Below are 17,896 nucleotides of genomic sequence, written 5' to 3'. Positions count from 1 at the left end.
GCTAGAAAAGTGCCGCTGACGCCCAGGGCGGCAGAACTGATGGACGCGCTCAGCCAGCGCGTTGTAATCGCCGATGGCGCCATGGGAACCATGCTGCAGGACCAAAAGCCGACGTTGGATGACTTCCTTGGCCACGAGGGCTGCAACGAGATTCTGAATGTCACCCGCCCAGACATTGTCACCTCGGTTCACGATGCCTACTTTGAAACCGGCGTGGACTGCGTTGAAACCAACACCTTCGGGGCGAACTGGTCAAACCTTTCGGACTACGGAATTGATGATCGCATTGAGGAGCTAGCTCGAGCTGGTGCAGCTCTTGCGAGAGAAAGCGCCGAAAAGTTTTCTGCGCGAGACGGCAAGACCAGGTGGGTACTTGGATCCATGGGTCCGGGCACCAAACTTCCCTCTTTGGGTCACACCACTTACGCTCACCTCAAGGACACCTTCGCCCTGCAGGCCAAAGGCCTAATTGAGGGTGGCTCGGATGCCTTTATGGTGGAGACCAGTCAGGACCTGCTGCAGACCAAGGCGGCCATCAACGCTTGTCGCCAGGCGATCGTGGACACTGGGATCAGGCTCCCCATTTTTGTTGAGGTTACGGTTGAAACCACAGGCACCATGCTGCTGGGCAGTGAAATTGGTGCTGCACTAACGGCCCTGGAGCCGCTGGGCATCGACATGATCGGGTTGAACTGCGCCACCGGTCCAGCCGAAATGAGTGAGCATCTTCGCCAGCTGAGCCAGCACTCCCAAGTTCCAGTCATGGTGATGCCAAATGCTGGTCTGCCGATTCTCTCGGGCGACGGGGCGTTTTACCCACTGACCCCTACCGAGCTAGCCACAGCCCACGAGCAGTTCGTGAAGGAATTTGGCCTGGCCATGGTTGGTGGCTGCTGCGGAACAACCCCCGCTCACCTGAAGGCGGTGGTTGACCGCCTTGCCGGCACCAAGGTTCCAAATCGAAAACTTGAAATTGAGCCTGGAGTTTCATCGCTCTACCAGCACGTCCCTCTCAAGCAAGACAACACCTACCTCGCAATCGGTGAGCGCACCAATGCCAATGGATCGAAGGCTTTCCGAGATGCCATGCTGGAGGAGCGCTGGGATGACTGCGTAGAGATTGCCAAGAAACAGGTCCGCGATGGCGCTCACCTACTCGACGTGTGTGTTGACTATGTAGGAAGGGATGGTGTCAGAGACATCACCGAGATAGTCTCTCGCTTCACCACGAGCTCGACCCTTCCGCTCGTAATTGACTCCACTGAACCCGAGGTGATGCAGGCCGGTCTTGAACTCATCGGCGGTCGCCCGGTGATTAACTCGGTGAACTTCGAGGATGGCTACCACGAGGGTTCTCGATTCAGACGCACCATGCCACTGGTCAAGGAGCACGGCGCAGCCGTGGTGGCCTTGACGATTGATGAGCAGGGTCAGGCGAGAACTAAGCATGACAAAGTGCGCATCGCCTCAAGGTTGATCGACACCTTGATGCAGGACTGGGACATGAGAGTGGAAGACATCATCGTTGACTGCCTAACTTTTCCAATCGCAACCGGCCAAGAGGAAACTCGTCGCGACGCCATCGAGACCATCGAGGCGATTGCCGAGGTGAATCGCAAGTACCCGGGAGTCCACACCACACTTGGTGTTTCAAACGTCTCCTTTGGACTCAACCCCGTTTCGCGTCAGGTTTTGAACTCCGTATTTCTTCACGAGGCCACCCAGGCTGGCCTGGACACCGGAATTATTGACGCGGCCAAGATTGTTCCGCTGGCCTCCATTCCCGAGGACCAGAAGAAGGTAGCGCTGGATCTGATCTATGACCGCCGCGCCTATGACGAGACCGGCAACATCACCTACGACCCGCTCCAGGCAATGCTGGAGCTATTCGATGGTGCGAGCTCTGCAGGTCTGAAGGATGCCAGGGCAGCTGAGCTAGCGGCACTGCCAGTGACAGAACGACTTCAGCGACGCATCATCGACGGAGAACTCAAGGGTCTGGAGGCAGACCTCGAGCTTGCAAGAAACGATGGTTTCGCTCCGCTTTCGATCATCAACGACTTCCTGCTTGAAGGCATGAAGGTAGTGGGCGAGCGCTTTGGCAAGGGTGAAATGCAGCTCCCATTCGTGCTGCAATCGGCCGAGGTTATGAAGAGCGCCGTCGCGCTTCTGGAGCCATTCATGGAGAAAACCGATGAGGGTGGCAAGGGCACGATTGTGCTGGCTACCGTGCGCGGTGATGTCCACGACATTGGAAAAAACCTGGTTGATATCATCCTGACTAACAACGGCTACAACGTAATCAACATCGGAATCAAGCAGCCGATGAATGAAATCATCGCGGCTGCCGAGGCTCACAATGCCGACGTGATTGGCATGAGTGGACTGCTCGTAAAGTCGACCTTGGTGATGAAGGAAAACCTTCAGGAGCTAACCAGCCGAGGTCTGGGAAAACGCTGGCCGGTGATCTTGGGTGGTGCTGCGCTAACCAGGTCGTTTGTGGAGGATGACCTCGCCGGTCAATTTGATGGCGTTGTTCGCTATGCCAAAGATGCTTTTGAGGGACTTGCTCTAATGGAGCCGCTGGTTCAGATAGCCCGCGGTGCGGATCCTGAATCTGTAGGGCTTCCTGCACTGAAAAAGCGCATCCACGCTAAGTCCACCCTCACCCTTACAGAGCCGGAGAATCTTCCAGCTCGCAGCGATGTCTCACTAAATAACGAGCTGCCGAACCCTCCCTTCTGGGGGACTCGACTGGTCAAGGGAATTAAGCTCAACGACTATGCCGCCCTGTTGGATGAGCGGGCCACCTTCATGGGTCAGTGGGGCCTGAAACCCTCCAGGGCAGAAGATGGTGCGAGCTACCAAGAACTTGTTGAAACCGAGGGTCGCCCCAGGCTTCGCTACTGGTTGGACAAGATTTTGGCCGAGGGCGTCTTTGACGCATCCGTTGCCTATGGATACTTCCCCGTTTACTCCGAGGGAAATCAAGTTGTCGTGTTGAACCATGCCGACGATCCAACCGGAATCCTGGGACGTCCAGGACTTCTAGCGCCCGATGGCGGATCCGGCGAAATCGGAACCGAGCGACTGCGGTTTGATTTCCCCAGGCAGCGCAGGGACCGGCACCTCTGCCTAGCCGATTTCGTTCGCAGCAAAGAGTCCGGCGAAATCGATGTGCTGCCAATTCAGTTGGTCACCGTTGGAGCAAACGTCGACAAGTTCACTGCCGAACTGTTCGCGAAAAATGCCTACCGCGAATACATGGAGCTGAATGGTCTTGCGATGCAGCTGACCGAGGCACTGGCCGAATTCTGGCATTCCAGAATTCGAGCCGAGCTTGGCTTTGGCAGCGAGGATCCGTCAGAGATAGGCGACTACTTCGACCTCAAATATCGCGGAGCCAGGTTCTCACTCGGCTACCCGGCTTGCCCAGAAATGGAAGACCGCAGGAAGGTCGTTGAGCTTCTTAAGCCCGAGCGACTGGGCGTTGAGCTCAGTGAGGAATTGCAGCTGCACCCGGAGCAGTCAACCGATGCCTTTGTGTTCCATCACCCAGAGGCGAAGTACTTCTCGGTCTAGAGGCGATAGCGATTCAGGGTCAGCAGCACCGGCTTGCCCACCAGCAAAATAACCGCCGCGGTGCTGATTGCCCGAAGGGTGTCCCAGGTGAGGGTTGAACTCAGCAGCGTATAGGTGAGGAAGCTGACCAGGTTTTGAGACAGCCCAGCATCTGGCTGATAGCTGATTGAGGTGGTGGGGCCAACCGCAAAGGGCCAGAACCACAGGTTCATGATCAAGCCAAAAACATAAGAGGCAAAGAAGCCGTAAGCAGCCAAAACCAGAGGTTTACGAAGTGCTAGCTGAGCACCAACTGCCCCTGCGCCGAATCCCACCCAGCCCACAGCAAACATCTGAAATGCTGTCCACGGTCCAATGCCGCCAAAAAATAGTGAGCTGAGCAGCACCGAGCTTGCTCCAAGGAGAAAGCCGAACCTAGCCCCAAGAGCAGCGGCTCCCAGAATGACAATCGCAAAAATCAGCTCGAATCCACCAACGCCGGATGTTGCAATCCGGGTAGCGGCAGCCAGCGCCGAAAGAACGGCCAGCATTGCCAATTTTCGAGGACCCGCTATGGGCCCCTGGTTCAAGGATAAGGCCGCGATTAAAATCAGCGGCATAAGAGCCAAAGCCATCCAGCCGCTCAGGTCTGTGTTGGCGGTAGCTGGAATCCATAGAGGCCAGGCGAAACCCACCAGTCCAATTGCAAAAATGCCAGCCAGCAGCGAACGCTCTAGATAAGCCTTCAAGACAGCACCTCCTGCACCGGAGACAGTGTTCGATTAGAAATCTCTAGCCTGGTGGCGTTGAGACCCGCTATGAAATCCTTATCGTGGGTGGCAAGCAAAATGGCGCAACCCGTTTCCTGAACGCACTTGAGCGTGTGTGAGATCAACTCCCTGGCTACGGGGTCAAAGCCCTTGACCGGCTCATCAAGCAGCAAAACCTTGGGCTTGTAGCTCAGCTGCATCGCGATAGCCAGGGCCAGTTGGGTTCCGGCCGAGAGATCTCTTGGGTGGGTCGATAGATTCGTAGGTAATACCGGAATTATCGAGGCCATCGTGTCTTTTGTGAATCCAGCGGGCACCTTGGCTAACCGATCAGCTCGAGTTAGCTCGTCCTCGAGGCTGGTAGTCACAAAAAAATCTGACGCCAGCTCGGGCACCATGGCAATCTCCCGGGCTTTGGCACTCGATGCGATGGTTTTGAGCAGAGTGGTTTTGCCCGAACCGTTTGGGCCCTCAATAGCAATTAGCTCGGACTGATGAACCTGAATCTCAACTTTTTCAAGCAGAAGATTTTCCCCTGCCTCAATTCTTTGCCGCAGGTAGTCAAGCACCAGGTCATGCCCCACAACCATAGGTTTGAAATCGAATGCGGGCTTTGGCGGCTGCAACCCCAAGGTCAGTCGCCTAGGTGCTAGAGAGTTGTAAAGCTCTGGGCGGTGTTCGGCGACCACCACCGTGCCGCCGTTTGATTGGTAATGCGCAAGTTTTTCAATTAGCTCGCGGCGAGAAATTTCGTCTAGAGCCGCCATTGGCTCATCCAACAGCAACAGTTTTGGATCCTGCCTAAAAGCGACTTCAATTGCAAGTAGGACCGCTTCACCCTCGCTCAGACTCTCAACTGAGAAACGGGTTTTTCCCTTCAGTGCCGAAAAGCTCGGATGAGAAACTTCGTCCTCGACCCTTGGACCCCAGATCGAATCTCTTGGCTGCTGCTGAACCAAACTGGGGCGCCCAGGAGTAATAATTTCCCCGGAGAAGTCCATACCCATCTCTCCAGCGGTTTGGCTCAGGGCGAGCAGCAAGCTGGATTTTCCCGATCCGGTTGGGCCCTCAATGACCATAATCTCTCCGGAAGCAAGCGAAAAGCTGATTGGGTCGCTGCCAAGGCGTGATGACCTAAAGTCACTTACCTTTAGACCTTCTGCTGTAACAGCTCCTGAGGGTCTTGCGAGGCGCGTAGCCATGCCCAGAGCACGGGCAACCGTCGTTTCAAGAATCGGAACGAGCATGCGGTGGCGCTTCTCACCACGAAGCCTTCTTGCAAACTCAATCCGGCGCAGAGCGGAGGCAAGACTCGGCAGCTGGGCCCAGCCAAGAGCAATGGCCGAAAGTAGGTTTTTTAGAAACCCCGAGCGATTGGCCAGTGACAAAAAGCTAGCCGGGCGAAGGAAACTTGCCAACACTCCAAAACCAATAATTGCCAGCGCAAAGGGCAGTGCCGAGAGCAGATTGGCATAAAGTCCTTCGAGCGCTATCGGGCCGAAGATTTGGATGTGTGAGAAGGGTGCAGGAAGTCTAAATTGAGGCAGATTTACCAGCGTGGTGCTTCCGCCAGCTCCCCCAAAAACCACAGCGTAAGCCAGGCGAGTGAAAACAAACGCGATGGCCAGCAAGCTGGCCATTCGAATTTGCCTCGCCCGATATTCCACGCTAGTTGTCGGGGGTCGGAGCTTCTTCACCGCTTGCAAACGCCAGGCCAATGGACTGACCAGGTTTCAGTTTGAGCGTGCTGGCACCCTCCATGGCGTATTCCCAGCCGATTTCAGAATCGTTCACAACCCAGAGTGCCCAGTAGGCAAAAGCCGGAGGCATGTCAGCGCATGACTCCAGGTGGGGCTCCTGACCCTCAACCTCGATTGGCTCAGTGGCGCTTGGCAAGCCGTTTACGCGGCAGACAATTGCGTCCGGATAGGTGAGGGTTCCCTCTAGCTCAATACCCGAAGCAGCAAGTGCGTCGCTAGCGAGAATCTCAGATTCGGTCACCTCAACACAGTTGCTAATCGGATCCTGGTTGAGGATTCCGAAGTTGACCTTGACCTCCACGCCTTCACAGGCAGCTGGAGCTGAAACTGTCCCTTCAGAACTGCAGCCGGCAAGCAGGAGTAGGCCGATGGCCGTGATTGCAATTTTTTTCAAGGGGTCTCTTTCCTGGGGATTACCGAAAGTTTACTTTTGCCCACTGACTAAATTGACTGTGTTTCGAAGAAATACAGTCTGCGGGGTAAGGGTTGAGAGGAGCATGGACTTTTCAGGTAAAAACATTCTCGTTGTTGGAGCCTCCGGCGTGCTCGGAGCTAACTTCGTCGAAGCGCTCAGCCAAGCTGGGGCAAACCTCTACGGCACGGCAACCAGTGCAGAATCGGCCCAAAGGATTCCTGCCTCCGCAAACCTGAAACTACTGCTCGATCTAACCAGTGACGAGTCAATTACCACGTTGGCGAACTACCTCAATGCCGAGGTGCCGCTGGATGGAGTGATCCTCAGCGCAGGTGTAGTGGGATTTGGACCAGCTACCGAGGCTAGCCATGACCAGGTTGAGCGAATGAACCGCATCAACTACCTGGGACAGGTGAGGCTTCTCAACCTTCTGAAAGACAATCTCGCAGGACGCGAACAAGCCTTCGTGCTCAGTGTTACAGGCATCGTGGCGCAAACTCCGCTGCCAAACATGTCTCACTACAGCTCATCAAAGGCCGCTCTGCACGGCTTCTTGACCGCCGTAACCAGAGAGTGGCGCCGCGATGGAGTTCAGGTAGTCAGCTCCGTACTCGGCCACACCGAAACCGGCTTGGCTTCGAGGCCGCTATTTGGAACCGCGCCAGCTTTCCCTGCCGGACTAGAACCTAAGGCTGCTGCGGCAGAATTGCTGGCCACAATCAACTAGACCGTAAGGTCAATACTCACCTTGGTACCCCCGCGAATTGGCGAGGTCCAAAGGATTTTGCCGCGGAGCTCGGATTCAACCAGGGTGGTAATAATCTGAGTGCCCAGGCCTGAACCAACTTTTCCTTCGGGTAGACCCACGCCATCATCGAACACCGTGATGCCGAGGTGTTTGCCCTCTCGGTTGGCTTCCACCGTGATGGTTCCACTTCTATCTGACAGGCCGTGCTCCACGGCATTAGCGACAACCTCTGTTAGCACTAGCGCCAGCGGGGTCGCTCTCTCAGCGGAGAGATCTCCGAAGCTTCCAACAAATTCAGTCTTGACGGTGGTGTGATATCCGGCAATCTCTGGAACCAGCAGCAAAATCCTCTTGAAGATTTGATCAAACGAAGTTTTCTGGTCAATTCCCTCCGAAAGGACATCGTGCACCACAGCGATTGCGCTGACTCGGCGCATTGCCTGAGCAAGTGATTCCTTCACCTCCACCGAGTCGGACTGTCTGGATTGAATTCGAAGCAGGGATGCCACGGTTTGCAGATTGTTCTTGACTCGGTGGTGAATCTCTCGGATTGTCATGTCTTTGGTGATCAGCTCACGCTCGCGGAAACGCAGTTCTGAAACATCGCGACACAGCACAATCGCGCCGGTTCGTTTGCCACCCTCACGAATCGGAATCGAGCGCACCGCAATGGTGAGCCTGGAAAACTCCATGTCCGTTCGCCAGGAGCCCTTGCCGGTTAGCACCAGCGGCAAGCCCTCATCAAGCGGCGAGTTGTTTGCCCCGAGTGCACTCACGGTCTCGGCAAATAATCTGCCCTCAAGTTCACCATCCACACCCGCACGGTTGAAAAGTGAGAGAGCGTTGGGGTTGGCAAAGACCACTCGACCGCTCTGATCGAGTCTGACGAAGCCATCGTGGGCGCGCGGTGCTCCGCGCTTGGTTGAGGTGCCCCCCTCAGCAATAGGAAACTCTCCGGCGGAGACCATGTCCAAGAGCTGGTTCGCCACCGCCAGGTAGTTCAGCTGGATTCGGTTTGGGACTCGAGATTCTCCAAGGTTGGTGTGGCGCGTAATAACAGCCAGCGGCAAATCATCCGAATTTCGGTTTGGAGAAAACACCGGGTAGGCGGCAAACCTGGTGTTAATTCCCTCGTACTGTGAGGTTCCCTCCGGGATGAAAGGAAGTCCAGAGTTGAATGCCTCTGAGATTGCGCTCTCCCAATCGAAACGAGAAGGAGAACCCGCAATATCGCGGTAGAAGAGTGTGGCCGCAGCCGCCGGTCTGGCGTGACCTGCCGCTTGGAAGGAGTTTTTGACGGGCACCCAAAGCACCAGATCTCCGAACGCTAGGTCAGCTATCAGCTGCCACTCGGACACCAACGTCCTGAGCCACTCGCTAAGGGCTGGCTTATCACTCACATGCCAGAGTTTAGCGTTGCGGCCCGGCTGTCAAAAAGGTCGAGCGCCAGCAGTTTCAGCGCTGCAGCTAGCTTGGATGACTTGCTCATAAATCTCAGCGGCTTGCCATTGAGTAGGGACCAATGGGCGGAAACTGAATCATCTGGGAGCATAGCTCGCGGCGTGATTCTCCCGAGCTTTGCCATACTCTCTCGAATTTGACGCTCCGGATGCTTTCCAATTGTGGTTGGTGTCACCCGATTGGCAATCGGCCAGTAATCAAAACCAACATCACGAGCCTCAAATAAAAAGCGATTGATCCCCACTGGGTCCGCTGCAAACACGCCAAGCACAACATCCGCGGTCTCTGTAAAGAAATTAGTGGCGAGATTCCGCTCGCCTTCCGCTCGAGAGGAAATCAATCCGCTCTCTAACTCATCATTGAGGTCAACAATCACAAAATCATGAACTTCTCCCGCCACCTTGAGCAATGCCTCAAGGCCTGGCTTATCCAACTCTGGCCAGCGGTTTGGGATATTCAAGCCCGTAAGAACGTCAAGTGTGTGGTTTTCGAAGCGGATTTCTGTGCAGAGCCGACGTAATTCGGATTCGTCCAGCCTGCCCTGTCGTCCAAGCCGGGTAACCGCCGTGATTCCCGGACCACTCTCGACCAGGTTCATCAGCGCAGCGATGCTAGGTCTTCGACCATCGGCATCGACAAGCAGCACCGAAGTCCCTAGTTCAGCCAATTCAAAAGCCAGGTTGCATGCCACCGTAGTCTTGCCCGAACCTGCTGATCCCCAGACCCCAACCACAAAAGCTGACCTACCTGATACTGGTTGACCAAAGGTAGGCAGAACAATTTCCGGTGCCTCGGTCCTGCTGATCATGGCCGCCTCAACAGGTAAATTTCGTACTCGGCAGTAATGGCATCCATAAGCAAAGTTGCGGAATCAACATCCAACAGCAGCTCAACCTCAGCGGTGTCGTTGGCGAACAGGCCATCTGGTGCAATCACCTGGGTGACCTTTGCTCGCTCCACGAGCTGCAAGGTCGTGATTTCTCCCTCAATTTCAAAGGACTGCCAGACTCCGACGTAAGAACCTGGAACTACAGCTAACGAAACCGGCAGCGATGGTGTAACTCGAAGTGTTGTCAGATTTGGATCGAGTTGCGGGGTCAGTCGGGATTTTGGAAGTAGCTCGCCCGCAGGTATTGGGTCAATCAACTGCATGCCCGGCTCAAAGTTTTCAAGAGTCACGTAGGCTTTGGATGCCTCCCCCAGCTCCAGTGCGGCCGTTTCAAAATCAGAGATTAGAACAGTTTGACCTGCCGAGAGGTTTGAGCTTGCGATTAGATAACTTGGCAGTGGCCGATTCAGGGCGACGTAACCAACCCCAACTAGCCCAACCCCAAAAAACAGCGTCAGCAGAAACCAGCGCGGCACTGCCCGCCTAAATACTTTTGCCATCTGAACCTCCGAAGAAGAAAGATGCCAAGAATCCAGGATCTTCGCTTGAGGTTATCCACAGGTCTTAGAGGTTGCCCTATCCCAAATTTTACAGATTTTGAGAAGTTATCCACAGCCCCAAAAGAAGGGCTTCCCACAGGCCCCACGCTACGGAGAGACTTCAAGCAACCCAAAGGCACTAACGAGGAGGAAACCATGGGCCAAGACAAACATGTTCAAAATCCTGAGCTGATCAAACTGTTCGCGGAAATCTCTCAGGCCTACATTGAAATTTTGGTTGGCCTGCGCCGACCAGAGCAGCTGGCGAGATGGCTATCCGACAAGATTTACTACGAGGTTTGTCAGAAGGCAAAGCAGGAGGCACGCCAGCGGGCCCTGAGCGGCTCCGGGCCAAGACCCGACATCACGCTGCGCAAGTCAAGGACATTCCTGAGCGATCCCGAAGGCTACGAAGGCGTAGTGCTATTCAGAGTCTCGGGGTCAACCAAGGCGGTCTCACTTCGGGGCGAGATGATTCACGATCGACTTCGCATTACCGAGCTGGTGTTGATTTAGTTCTTGAAAAACGCGCTTCCCTGACCACCCTTGTTGGGCTTGTTCTGCTTGGGTACGGAGTCTTCCCTGTGAACGTCAACTTCACCCTGCTCGGTTGGGGCCGAGTAGGTGAGCTGCTGCGGCTGAGCCTCAACCACCTGAGGCTCAGCCTGCTTCAACTCAATGTTGAACAGGAACTGGACTGCCTCTTCTCGGATTCCGACCATCATGTCGGTGAACATGCCGTAGCCCTCGCGCTGGTATTCGACCAGTGGGTCACGTTGGGCCATTGCCCTTAGGCCAATGCCCTCTTTGAGATAGTCCATCTCGTAGAGGTGATCGCGCCACTTGCGGTCGATGACCGAAAGCATCACGCGGCGCTCCAACTCACGCATGACCTCTTCGCCCACCTCTTCGGTCCGCTTGCGGTAAGCGATCTTTGCGTCGGAGAGAATTTCCTCGATGAGCCAGTTTCGAGTCAGCTTGGCTCGAGAACCGACTGCCTCCAGCACTTCGGAAATCTCAATTCCAATTGGGTAGATCGTCTTCAACTGCGTCCACAGCGACTCCAAATCCCAGTCCTGGCTGCTGCCCTCCGGAAGATTATTGGCCACTGTGTCTTTGACTGTCTCCTCCAAGAAAGCGTGGAAGGTACCGGAGATATCCTCACCCTGCAGGATGTGACGGCGGTCGGTGTAAATAGCCTCGCGCTGACGGTTCATGACATCGTCATACTTCAGAATGTTCTTGCGAATTTCGGCGTTACGACCCTCAACCTGACCCTGGGCCGATGCAATTGCCCTGGAAACCAACTTGGATTCGATAGCTGAATCATCTGGAACCGATGAGCGGTTCATCAGCGCTGCAGCCGCTTGCGAGTTGAAAAGCCTCATCAAGTCATCAGTGAGCGAGAGGTAGAAGCGCGATTCACCCGGGTCACCCTGGCGACCGGAGCGACCACGCAACTGGTTGTCGATTCGCCTGGACTCGTGACGCTCAGTGCCAAGCACATACAAACCGCCAACGGCCAGCACCTTTTCCCCTTCTACCGCGACTTCGGCTTTGACTTTGGCGAAAACTTCATCCCAGGCTGCCTCGTACTCCTCGGGCTGCTCCTCCGGGCTCAGCCCAAGCTTGCCCATCTCCTGAACGGCTAGGAATTCGGCGTTACCACCGAGCATGATGTCCGTACCACGACCAGCCATGTTGGTTGCCACGGTTACCGCACCAAATCGTCCTGCCTGAGCGACAATCACTGCTTCGCGAGCGTTGTTTTTGGCGTTCAAGACCTCGTGACGAATGCCTGCCTTGGCCAAAAGCTTGGAGAGGTATTCGCTCTTCTCAACGCTGGTGGTTCCAACCAGAACCGGCTGTCCGGTGGCGTGACGGGCGGCGATGTCTTGCACCACCATGTGGAACTTGACCTCTTCGTTTTTGTAAATCAGGTCTGCCTGGTCGATACGAACCATTGGCTTGTTGGTGGGAATTGGAACCACACCCAGTCGGTAGGTGGACATGAATTCGGCCGCTTCGGTCTCTGCGGTTCCGGTCATTCCCGAAAGCTTCTCGTAGAGGCGGAAGTAGTTCTGCAGGGTTACGGTCGCCAAGGTCTGGTTCTCAGCCTTGATCGCCACACCCTCTTTGGCTTCAATTGCCTGGTGCATTCCCTCGTTGTAACGGCGGCCCGGGAGCAAGCGACCGGTGTGCTCGTCAACAATCTGAACTTCACCGTTTACCACTACGTAGTCGCGGTCCTTGCGGAACAGCTCCTTGGCTCGGATCGAGTTGTTCAAGAAAGAGATCAGAGGCGTATTTGCGGTCTCGTACAGATTTGAAATGCCCAGGTAGTCCTCGACCTTGTCGATTCCGGACTCCATAACACCGACGGTGCGCTTTTTCTCATCGACCTCATAGTCCACGTCAACCTGCAGGTTCTGAGCCAATTTGGCAAAAACGCCAAACCAGCGATTAACGTCTGCGGCAGCGGGACCAGAGATGATGAGCGGGGTTCTCGCCTCATCAATCAGGATTGAGTCAACCTCATCCACGATCGCGAAAAAATGGCCGCGCTGAACCAAATCGGCTCGATTCAAAGCCATGTTGTCCCTGAGGTAGTCAAAGCCAAACTCGTTGTTGGTTCCGTACGTGATGTCGCAGTTGTACATCTCACGGCGGACCGCTGGGTCCTGACCACCCAGGATGCAGCCTGTGGTCATGCCCAGGGCACGGAAGATTCGTCCCATAAGTTCAGACTGGTAACCGGCAAGGAAGTCATTGACTGTGACAACGTGGACGCCTCGTCCCGGGATGGCGTTGAGGTAGGCGGCAAGGGTGGCAACCAGAGTCTTACCCTCACCGGTCTTCATCTCGGAAATATTGCCCAGGTGCAGCGCTGCTCCACCCATCAGCTGCACATCAAAGTGGCGCATTCCCAGGGTTCGAACCGAAGCTTCGCGGACCGCGGCAAAGGCCTCGGGAAGAAGATCATCCAGCGATTCACCCTCGGCGTAACGAAGGCGCAGCGCCTTGGTTTCGTCGTGCAGCTCAGCATCGCTGAGAGACTGGAATTCCGGCTCGAGGGCATTTACCTGATCGGCAATGGCGTGCAGCTTTTTTAGTAGCTTGCCCTCACCGGCGCGAAGCAGTTTGTCAATCAACGATGCCAATAGAAACTCCTTGGGTTCGGGAGCCATTCTAGCTGCCGAACCTAAAGGCTAGACGAGTGAGATGACCCCGTAGCTCCATCCCTTTCGGCGGTAAACCACCGCCGGTTTATCCGATTCTGAATCGTGAAATAGATAGAAATCGTGACCAACCAATTCCATGTGACCAATGGCTTCGTCCTTGGTCATAGGAGTCTTAGCAAATTCCTTGGATTTGATCACCACCGGAGATAGGCCGTAGTCAACTGACTCCTGAGCTTCTGCCTCAAGGTTTGCTCCAGTGATTAGGTCATGGTCGGCTGGCCTGATGTCCAGGGACGCAAAATCCGTAGCAGCCAACTCCTGGGCCGAGGGGTTTTTGTGGCCGCCTCCGCGGTGCACCTTGTGCTTGTCGGCGTAGCGCCTCAAACGCTCAACCAGCTTCCCAAATGCGATATCAAAAGCGGCAAATTTGTCACTGGCCCTGGCCTCTGCACGAACCACGTGGCCCGGCTCGTAAACCGTAATCTCTACCTGGTCCTCAACACCGGCATGCTTGGAGTGATCATGACGGGTCACCTTGATGTTTAGCTCCTGCGGGCGGTGGGAGTAATGCTCAACCTTGCCGGCTTTTTCAGAGACATAATCTCGAAATCGATCCGAGACATTGAGGTTTTTGGCTGTAATTTTTAGTTCCATTTTTACCTCCTGTGTAAAGCAACGCTGCTTACGAATTCACGATACGCCGATTCACCGACGAGTGCGCAGCATTTTCTAAATTCTTTGAGCCAACACCCAGCTTGCTGCCACCTGAGCACCGGAAGCTCGGGATGCCCTTGCCATCTCCAGCATGGTTGCACCGGTCGTACAAACGTCGTCAAACAGCAGCACCCGTCGTCCACTGAGGTCCCCGGCATAAAACGACATAGCAACATTCTCGATTCGCCGCCTGGCACTCAAAGTCCGCTGATCCTGCAGTTTTCTGGTTGCCCGAAACGACCTGACGATGTTGCGACCACAACCTCCCCTTGCGATCTCAAGGGCAGGGTCAAACCCGCGTTTGCGATAGTTTTTGGAGTTTCTCGGTGGCACCATCACCAAGTCAAACCTTGGTGTCTCAGCCCGTGCAAGTTGCAGTCTTAAGAGCTCAACGAGCGGCGGCTTGAGGGAAACCAGATTTTTGTCCTTGTAGCCCTCAAGTAGGTTTTTGAAACTTCCCTCAAATTCCGTCAGGGCAGTTAGCTGCTGCTCTCCGCGAACAAAATGACTTGGTGCAAAGACCGGTTTACACCCTGAGCAAACTGGGTCTCTCCCCTGGCCGCAAGCCACGCATTGGGTTGGAAATAGCCAATTCAGAAGTTTTTGCATCGCGAGAGCATTTCATCGACTGACAATCAGTCGACTCTGAAAGCTGCAACCTGGGGATAACTAAGCCGTTAGCCGTCCGTGGAAAGCGCGGTGGCATTGGTTCCCAACCTCCGCCACGCACTGCCATTTAGGACCCAGATTTCACCCACCTCAGAGAGCAGATAGGTGGATAGACCGGAGGGTCCAGTTGCCAAGGTGGTTCCTGCCGTTGGAGGCATAGACAGCTGTGAGCGAGGTCCCGTGACCGGGTAGTCGCTCACTGCGGTTAGGCCCGAAGTGGTGCGCTCCAAAACCCGAAGCGTGGAGTTTTGCTGCCAAGTTACGTCTATTGCTTCCCCGAGAACGTTGCGGACCCTCAGGGAGCCCAGAGTGCTCACGGGCCAACCTCTGCTGTCGCGCAGAAGGCCATGGACGCTCACCTCCGGACCGGCGTCACCGGTAATCAAAGTGGCTAGTCGAATTCCCTCTGGGCTCAAGCTGTAGCTGATTCTTTGATCGGTTGCGCCATCTTCAAATTGCCGAACAGAGCGATCAGGCCCGATTACCTCAATGGCTTTATTCGCAGCAGCTGGAACCAGCCACAGGTATCCCCAGCTGTCAAAAAATAGGGATGCTAGGTCGGTTTGATCTGAAATCAATACCGAGCGATTGGAGAGCCCGGTAGTTTGGCTGAGATAAACACCCTGGTCCGTCGCGATGGCAACTGACTCGCCACCCTCCTCAACCGCAAAGTCATATGCCCCCTCGCTTGCAAGCAAGTTTGTGGTGCCGCTCAGCGGGGTGCTGGAGGTTCCGTTGACCTGGAAAATGCCATTTTCAGATTCGAAGTAAACCAAACCTCCGGGATTCGTGCTCTGCAGATCTGCGGGGATAATCTCCTGGGCTGAGTTGTTAATCGAAACTGCCACATCGGAAACTCCGGAGAGCTGCAGAAGTGTTGCCCTGAGCTGAGAGAGCATCAATCGCCTCTCGAGTGGATCCGCTTCAAGGGCGGTGCCGTCAAAGTCCACCAGCGCAATTCCCTGCTGCACGTTTACAGCCTCGATGGTCAACCGGGTTGCAGGGGGAACCGCCGTGGTGACAGCCTCTCCGAGCCACTTCGAGGGCCCTGCCAAAAGCGCGTTCACCAGCCTGGTTCCGGTTGATGCTCGGGTGGGGAACCAGCGCAGGTCTGGCACCAGCTGGGACCTCGAGGCATCCAAAAAGTAGATCGGGAAGGCGTTGAATACAACGGCAAAAACCGGCGGAGTTACCACCGTGAGGTTTGGGGCTGACGCGATGCGCCACTCTCCCCCTTCCAGAACCAACTGGAAACGAAGAGAGGTTTTTTCTCCCAGCTCCGAATCGTTGTATCGCCCGTGTTCATCGATTCGAGCGGCGATACCAATCTCTACAATTTGCAGCGTGTTCCCTGCGGACTCAAAAACTGGAGCTCCGGTACGAACTATTACGCCAGAGTCCGGACTCCAGCGCTGCGCGAATGAGTCGGTCAGAAATTCGCGAGCCACCGCGTAATCGTTTTGCGGCCCCGTGCCGGCGGCTAGAAAGCCAGAGACGATTCCCTGGGCTGAGTCACCGGCGATTGGCCCTGCCGGAGTGTAGTAGCTCAAATCAACCTGGTCTGACTCAACCAGCTCTGGGCCGCTCTTGATGTCAATCCGAGTCGGAAGAGACGCGCAGCCGGTGAGAAAAAGTAAGAGTGTGACTGCGAGGAGTTTTTTCATCACAGCTCCATGGTTCTTGGTGGTAGTGGCAGTGGGGAATTGGCAATCACCGAGTCGGTTCGGCGGGGAAGCGTGAGCCTAAATGATGAACCGCGCTGGGGTTTGGACCAAACCTGAAGCCAGCCGCGATGGAGAATGGCGTCTTCCTTGCTAATTGCAAGTCCGAGCCCCGTTCCCCCCACGCTGCGCTGGCGGGCAGGATCGGCTCGCCAGAACCGATCAAAGATTCGTTCCAATTGCTGCTTGGTCATTCCGACTCCCCGGTCGGAGACGCAAACCGCGACCGCCTGATTGTTCTCCCCAACTTCAACCACGATTGGTTTGCCCTCGCCGTGTTCCACAGCATTCGAGAGCAAATTGCGCAGCAACCGCTCAATCCGTTTGGCATCAAACTCAGCCTGCACCGGTTTTCCGGGAAGCTTGACGACAATCTCTGTCTGCTTGCTATTGGCCAGAGGCTCGATGCTTGCAATGGCAGCTCCAACCACGGCATTGAGATCTTGCAGCTCCATGTCAGGGGTTACCGCACCGGCGTCATAGCGAGAGATTTCCAGCAGGTCCGCCAGTAACCGCTCAAATCTCTCAATCTGGTTCTGCATCAGCTCCGCGGAGCGCGAGAGGGCAGGGTCAAGCTTTTCTCGGTTTCCAAAGATAACCTCGCCGGCCAGTTTGATGGTGGTCATCGGGGTTCGAAGCTCATGCGAGACGTCAGAGACAAAGCGGCGCTGCATTCGGGACAGCGAGTCCAACTGCTGAATCTGCTGCTGCAGGTTATTGGCCATCTTGTTGAAGGACCTGGCCAGCACGGCAATAACGTCACTGCCCTTTTCACCGAGGCGAACATCCAGCTTGCCCTCGGCAAGCGCCTCCGCGGCAGAGGCGGCCTGCTCCACAGGCTTAACGACGGTCCTGGTGACGAAGTAGCTCACCAGGGAAATTGCCAGCAACAGGATTACCCCTCCCAATGCCAGGGCATTTTGAACCGTCATTAGCGCCTGCTGCTCGGGAGCTAGGTCGAAGACCAGGTAAAGCTCAAAGGATCCAGCTAGCGGCAGGGTCAGCGGGGCACCAACTGTGATACCCGGCACCACTTGACTGTCTCTAACCAGCGAAACCGGGGTATAGGTCAGGATTCCACTCGATTCCCTCACGGCCTCGCGAAGTTCTGAGGGGATGGTTGCCAGATCTAAATCCGCAGAAATTGGTGACTGGAAAAGCTGCAGCTGAGGCTGGCCTGGGCTTCGAAGCAGTGCAACTTGGCGAGATCCCGAACCTCCGGAAATTTCCAATGATGGAACTACCGAGTTGATGAGAGTCTGAAGCGCTGTCTCGTCAGTGAGTGAGGCGGCTGCGATAGTGCCCTGAACTGAACCGACCGCACGTTCTGTCTCGCTCAGCACCTGAGCCAAGCGGTTTTGGTAGAAGTTATTGGCGAGGGAAAACGACAGGAAGCCGCCGAGGGCCGCCAAAGAAATGGCACTTAGTGAAACGGTGGCAAATACGGTCCTAGCCGTCACCGACCGC

Annotated in this window: 14 protein-coding genes; 3 read left to right on the top strand and 11 right to left on the bottom strand. The window is 55.4% G+C overall.

Translation table 11 applies throughout. The features are described from left to right. The first annotated feature begins 39 nt into the window (after positions 1 to 39). Positions 40 to 3,582 carry a methionine synthase gene (gene metH / locus HRU87_RS01440; protein ID WP_173494217.1) on the top strand — a complete coding sequence of 1,181 codons (3,543 nt, stop codon included), beginning with the start codon at positions 40 to 42 and terminating at the stop codon, positions 3,580 to 3,582. Here metH and HRU87_RS01435 read toward each other — a convergent pair. From HRU87_RS01435 to HRU87_RS01425, 3 genes are read right to left on the bottom strand one after another with little or no spacing between them, the layout of a single operon-like run. Continuing rightward, on the bottom strand, positions 3,579 to 4,310 hold the full coding sequence (locus HRU87_RS01435; RefSeq protein WP_173493195.1) for an ECF transporter S component: 732 nt from the start codon (positions 4,308 to 4,310) through the stop codon (positions 3,579 to 3,581). The two genes, metH and HRU87_RS01435, sit on opposite strands and share 4 nt — an antisense overlap. Continuing rightward, positions 4,307 to 5,971 carry an ATP-binding cassette domain-containing protein gene (locus HRU87_RS01430; protein ID WP_173493194.1) on the bottom strand — a complete coding sequence of 555 codons (1,665 nt, stop codon included), beginning with the start codon at positions 5,969 to 5,971 and terminating at the stop codon, positions 4,307 to 4,309. The genes HRU87_RS01435 and HRU87_RS01430 overlap by 4 nt, the downstream gene beginning before the upstream one ends. A 28-nt stretch (positions 5,972 to 5,999) precedes the next feature. Further along, positions 6,000 to 6,485 (bottom strand): hypothetical protein, encoded by a 486-nt coding sequence (locus tag HRU87_RS01425; RefSeq protein WP_173493193.1) that lies wholly within the window; start codon positions 6,483 to 6,485, stop codon positions 6,000 to 6,002. A 103-nt stretch (positions 6,486 to 6,588) separates the two neighbouring features. Here HRU87_RS01425 and HRU87_RS01420 point away from each other — a divergent pair, with 103 nt between their 5' ends. Then, complete coding sequence (locus HRU87_RS01420) at positions 6,589 to 7,233, top strand: SDR family NAD(P)-dependent oxidoreductase (protein WP_173493192.1); 645 nt, start codon at positions 6,589 to 6,591, stop codon at positions 7,231 to 7,233. Here HRU87_RS01420 and HRU87_RS01415 read toward each other — a convergent pair. The 3 genes from HRU87_RS01415 to HRU87_RS01405 are packed head-to-tail and all read right to left on the bottom strand — an operon-like array spanning position 7,230 to position 10,104. Next, the gene (locus HRU87_RS01415) at positions 7,230 to 8,654 is read right to left on the bottom strand and encodes a sensor histidine kinase (protein ID WP_173493191.1); all 1,425 of its coding nucleotides are present in this window, start codon (positions 8,652 to 8,654) and stop codon (positions 7,230 to 7,232) included. The two genes, HRU87_RS01420 and HRU87_RS01415, sit on opposite strands and share 4 nt — an antisense overlap. Continuing rightward, on the bottom strand, positions 8,651 to 9,523 hold the full coding sequence (locus HRU87_RS01410; protein ID WP_173493190.1) for a CpaE/TadZ family protein: 873 nt from the start codon (positions 9,521 to 9,523) through the stop codon (positions 8,651 to 8,653). Before HRU87_RS01410 ends, HRU87_RS01415 begins: the two co-directional genes overlap by 4 nt. Further along, entirely contained in the window at positions 9,520 to 10,104 is a 585-nt protein-coding gene (locus HRU87_RS01405; RefSeq protein ID WP_173493189.1) for a hypothetical protein, read from the bottom strand. The genes HRU87_RS01410 and HRU87_RS01405 overlap by 4 nt, the downstream gene beginning before the upstream one ends. A 195-nt stretch (positions 10,105 to 10,299) precedes the next feature. Here HRU87_RS01405 and HRU87_RS01400 point away from each other — a divergent pair, with 195 nt between their 5' ends. Continuing rightward, positions 10,300 to 10,659: an Rv3235 family protein gene (locus HRU87_RS01400; protein ID WP_173493188.1), complete on the top strand. Its 360-nt coding sequence runs from the start codon at positions 10,300 to 10,302 to the stop codon at positions 10,657 to 10,659. On the opposite strand, the gene secA is transcribed toward HRU87_RS01400, so the two are convergent. The 5 genes from secA to mtrB form a co-directional block, all read right to left on the bottom strand. Beyond that, positions 10,656 to 13,304 carry a preprotein translocase subunit SecA gene (secA, locus tag HRU87_RS01395; protein ID WP_173493187.1) on the bottom strand — a complete coding sequence of 883 codons (2,649 nt, stop codon included), beginning with the start codon at positions 13,302 to 13,304 and terminating at the stop codon, positions 10,656 to 10,658. The genes HRU87_RS01400 and secA overlap by 4 nt on opposite strands. Before the next feature lie 48 nt (positions 13,305 to 13,352). Continuing rightward, on the bottom strand, positions 13,353 to 13,979 hold the full coding sequence (gene hpf / locus HRU87_RS01390) for a ribosome hibernation-promoting factor, HPF/YfiA family (protein WP_173493186.1): 627 nt from the start codon (positions 13,977 to 13,979) through the stop codon (positions 13,353 to 13,355). Positions 13,980 to 14,054: 75 nt separating this feature from the next. Further along, complete coding sequence (locus HRU87_RS01385; RefSeq protein WP_173493185.1) at positions 14,055 to 14,648, bottom strand: ComF family protein; 594 nt, start codon at positions 14,646 to 14,648, stop codon at positions 14,055 to 14,057. 68 nt (positions 14,649 to 14,716) lie between these two features. Beyond that, complete coding sequence (locus tag HRU87_RS01380; RefSeq protein WP_173493184.1) at positions 14,717 to 16,372, bottom strand: LpqB family beta-propeller domain-containing protein; 1,656 nt, start codon at positions 16,370 to 16,372, stop codon at positions 14,717 to 14,719. Next, on the bottom strand, positions 16,372 to 17,889 hold the full coding sequence (gene mtrB, locus HRU87_RS01375) for an MtrAB system histidine kinase MtrB (protein WP_173493183.1): 1,518 nt from the start codon (positions 17,887 to 17,889) through the stop codon (positions 16,372 to 16,374). Before mtrB ends, HRU87_RS01380 begins: the two co-directional genes overlap by 1 nt. Positions 17,890 to 17,896: the final 7 nt, after the last annotated feature.

The sequence above is a fragment of the Aquiluna borgnonia genome, assembly GCF_013283855.1.
GTDB classification, from domain to species: Bacteria; Actinomycetota; Actinomycetes; order Actinomycetales; family Microbacteriaceae; genus Aquiluna; species Aquiluna borgnonia.
The sequence above is the reverse complement of the archived record's forward strand: the minus strand, read 5'-3'. Positions and strand labels throughout refer to the sequence as shown.

Bases quoted from the DNA above. Each gene is read 5' to 3' on its own strand.
- metH (WP_173494217.1), top strand. From the start codon at position 40: ATGGACGCGCTCAGCCAGCGCGTTGTAATCGCCGATGGCGCCATGGGA.
- HRU87_RS01430 (WP_173493194.1), bottom strand. From the start codon at position 5,971: ATGGCCAGCTTGCTGGCCATCGCGTTTGTTTTCACTCGCCTGGCTTAC.
- HRU87_RS01420 (WP_173493192.1), top strand. From the start codon at position 6,589: ATGGACTTTTCAGGTAAAAACATTCTCGTTGTTGGAGCCTCCGGCGTG.
- HRU87_RS01410 (WP_173493190.1), bottom strand. From the start codon at position 9,523: ATGATCAGCAGGACCGAGGCACCGGAAATTGTTCTGCCTACCTTTGGT.
- HRU87_RS01405 (WP_173493189.1), bottom strand. From the start codon at position 10,104: ATGGCAAAAGTATTTAGGCGGGCAGTGCCGCGCTGGTTTCTGCTGACG.
- HRU87_RS01400 (WP_173493188.1), top strand. From the start codon at position 10,300: ATGGGCCAAGACAAACATGTTCAAAATCCTGAGCTGATCAAACTGTTC.
- hpf (WP_173493186.1), bottom strand. From the start codon at position 13,979: ATGGAACTAAAAATTACAGCCAAAAACCTCAATGTCTCGGATCGATTT.
- HRU87_RS01385 (WP_173493185.1), bottom strand. From the start codon at position 14,648: ATGCAAAAACTTCTGAATTGGCTATTTCCAACCCAATGCGTGGCTTGC.
- HRU87_RS01380 (WP_173493184.1), bottom strand. From the start codon at position 16,372: ATGAAAAAACTCCTCGCAGTCACACTCTTACTTTTTCTCACCGGCTGC.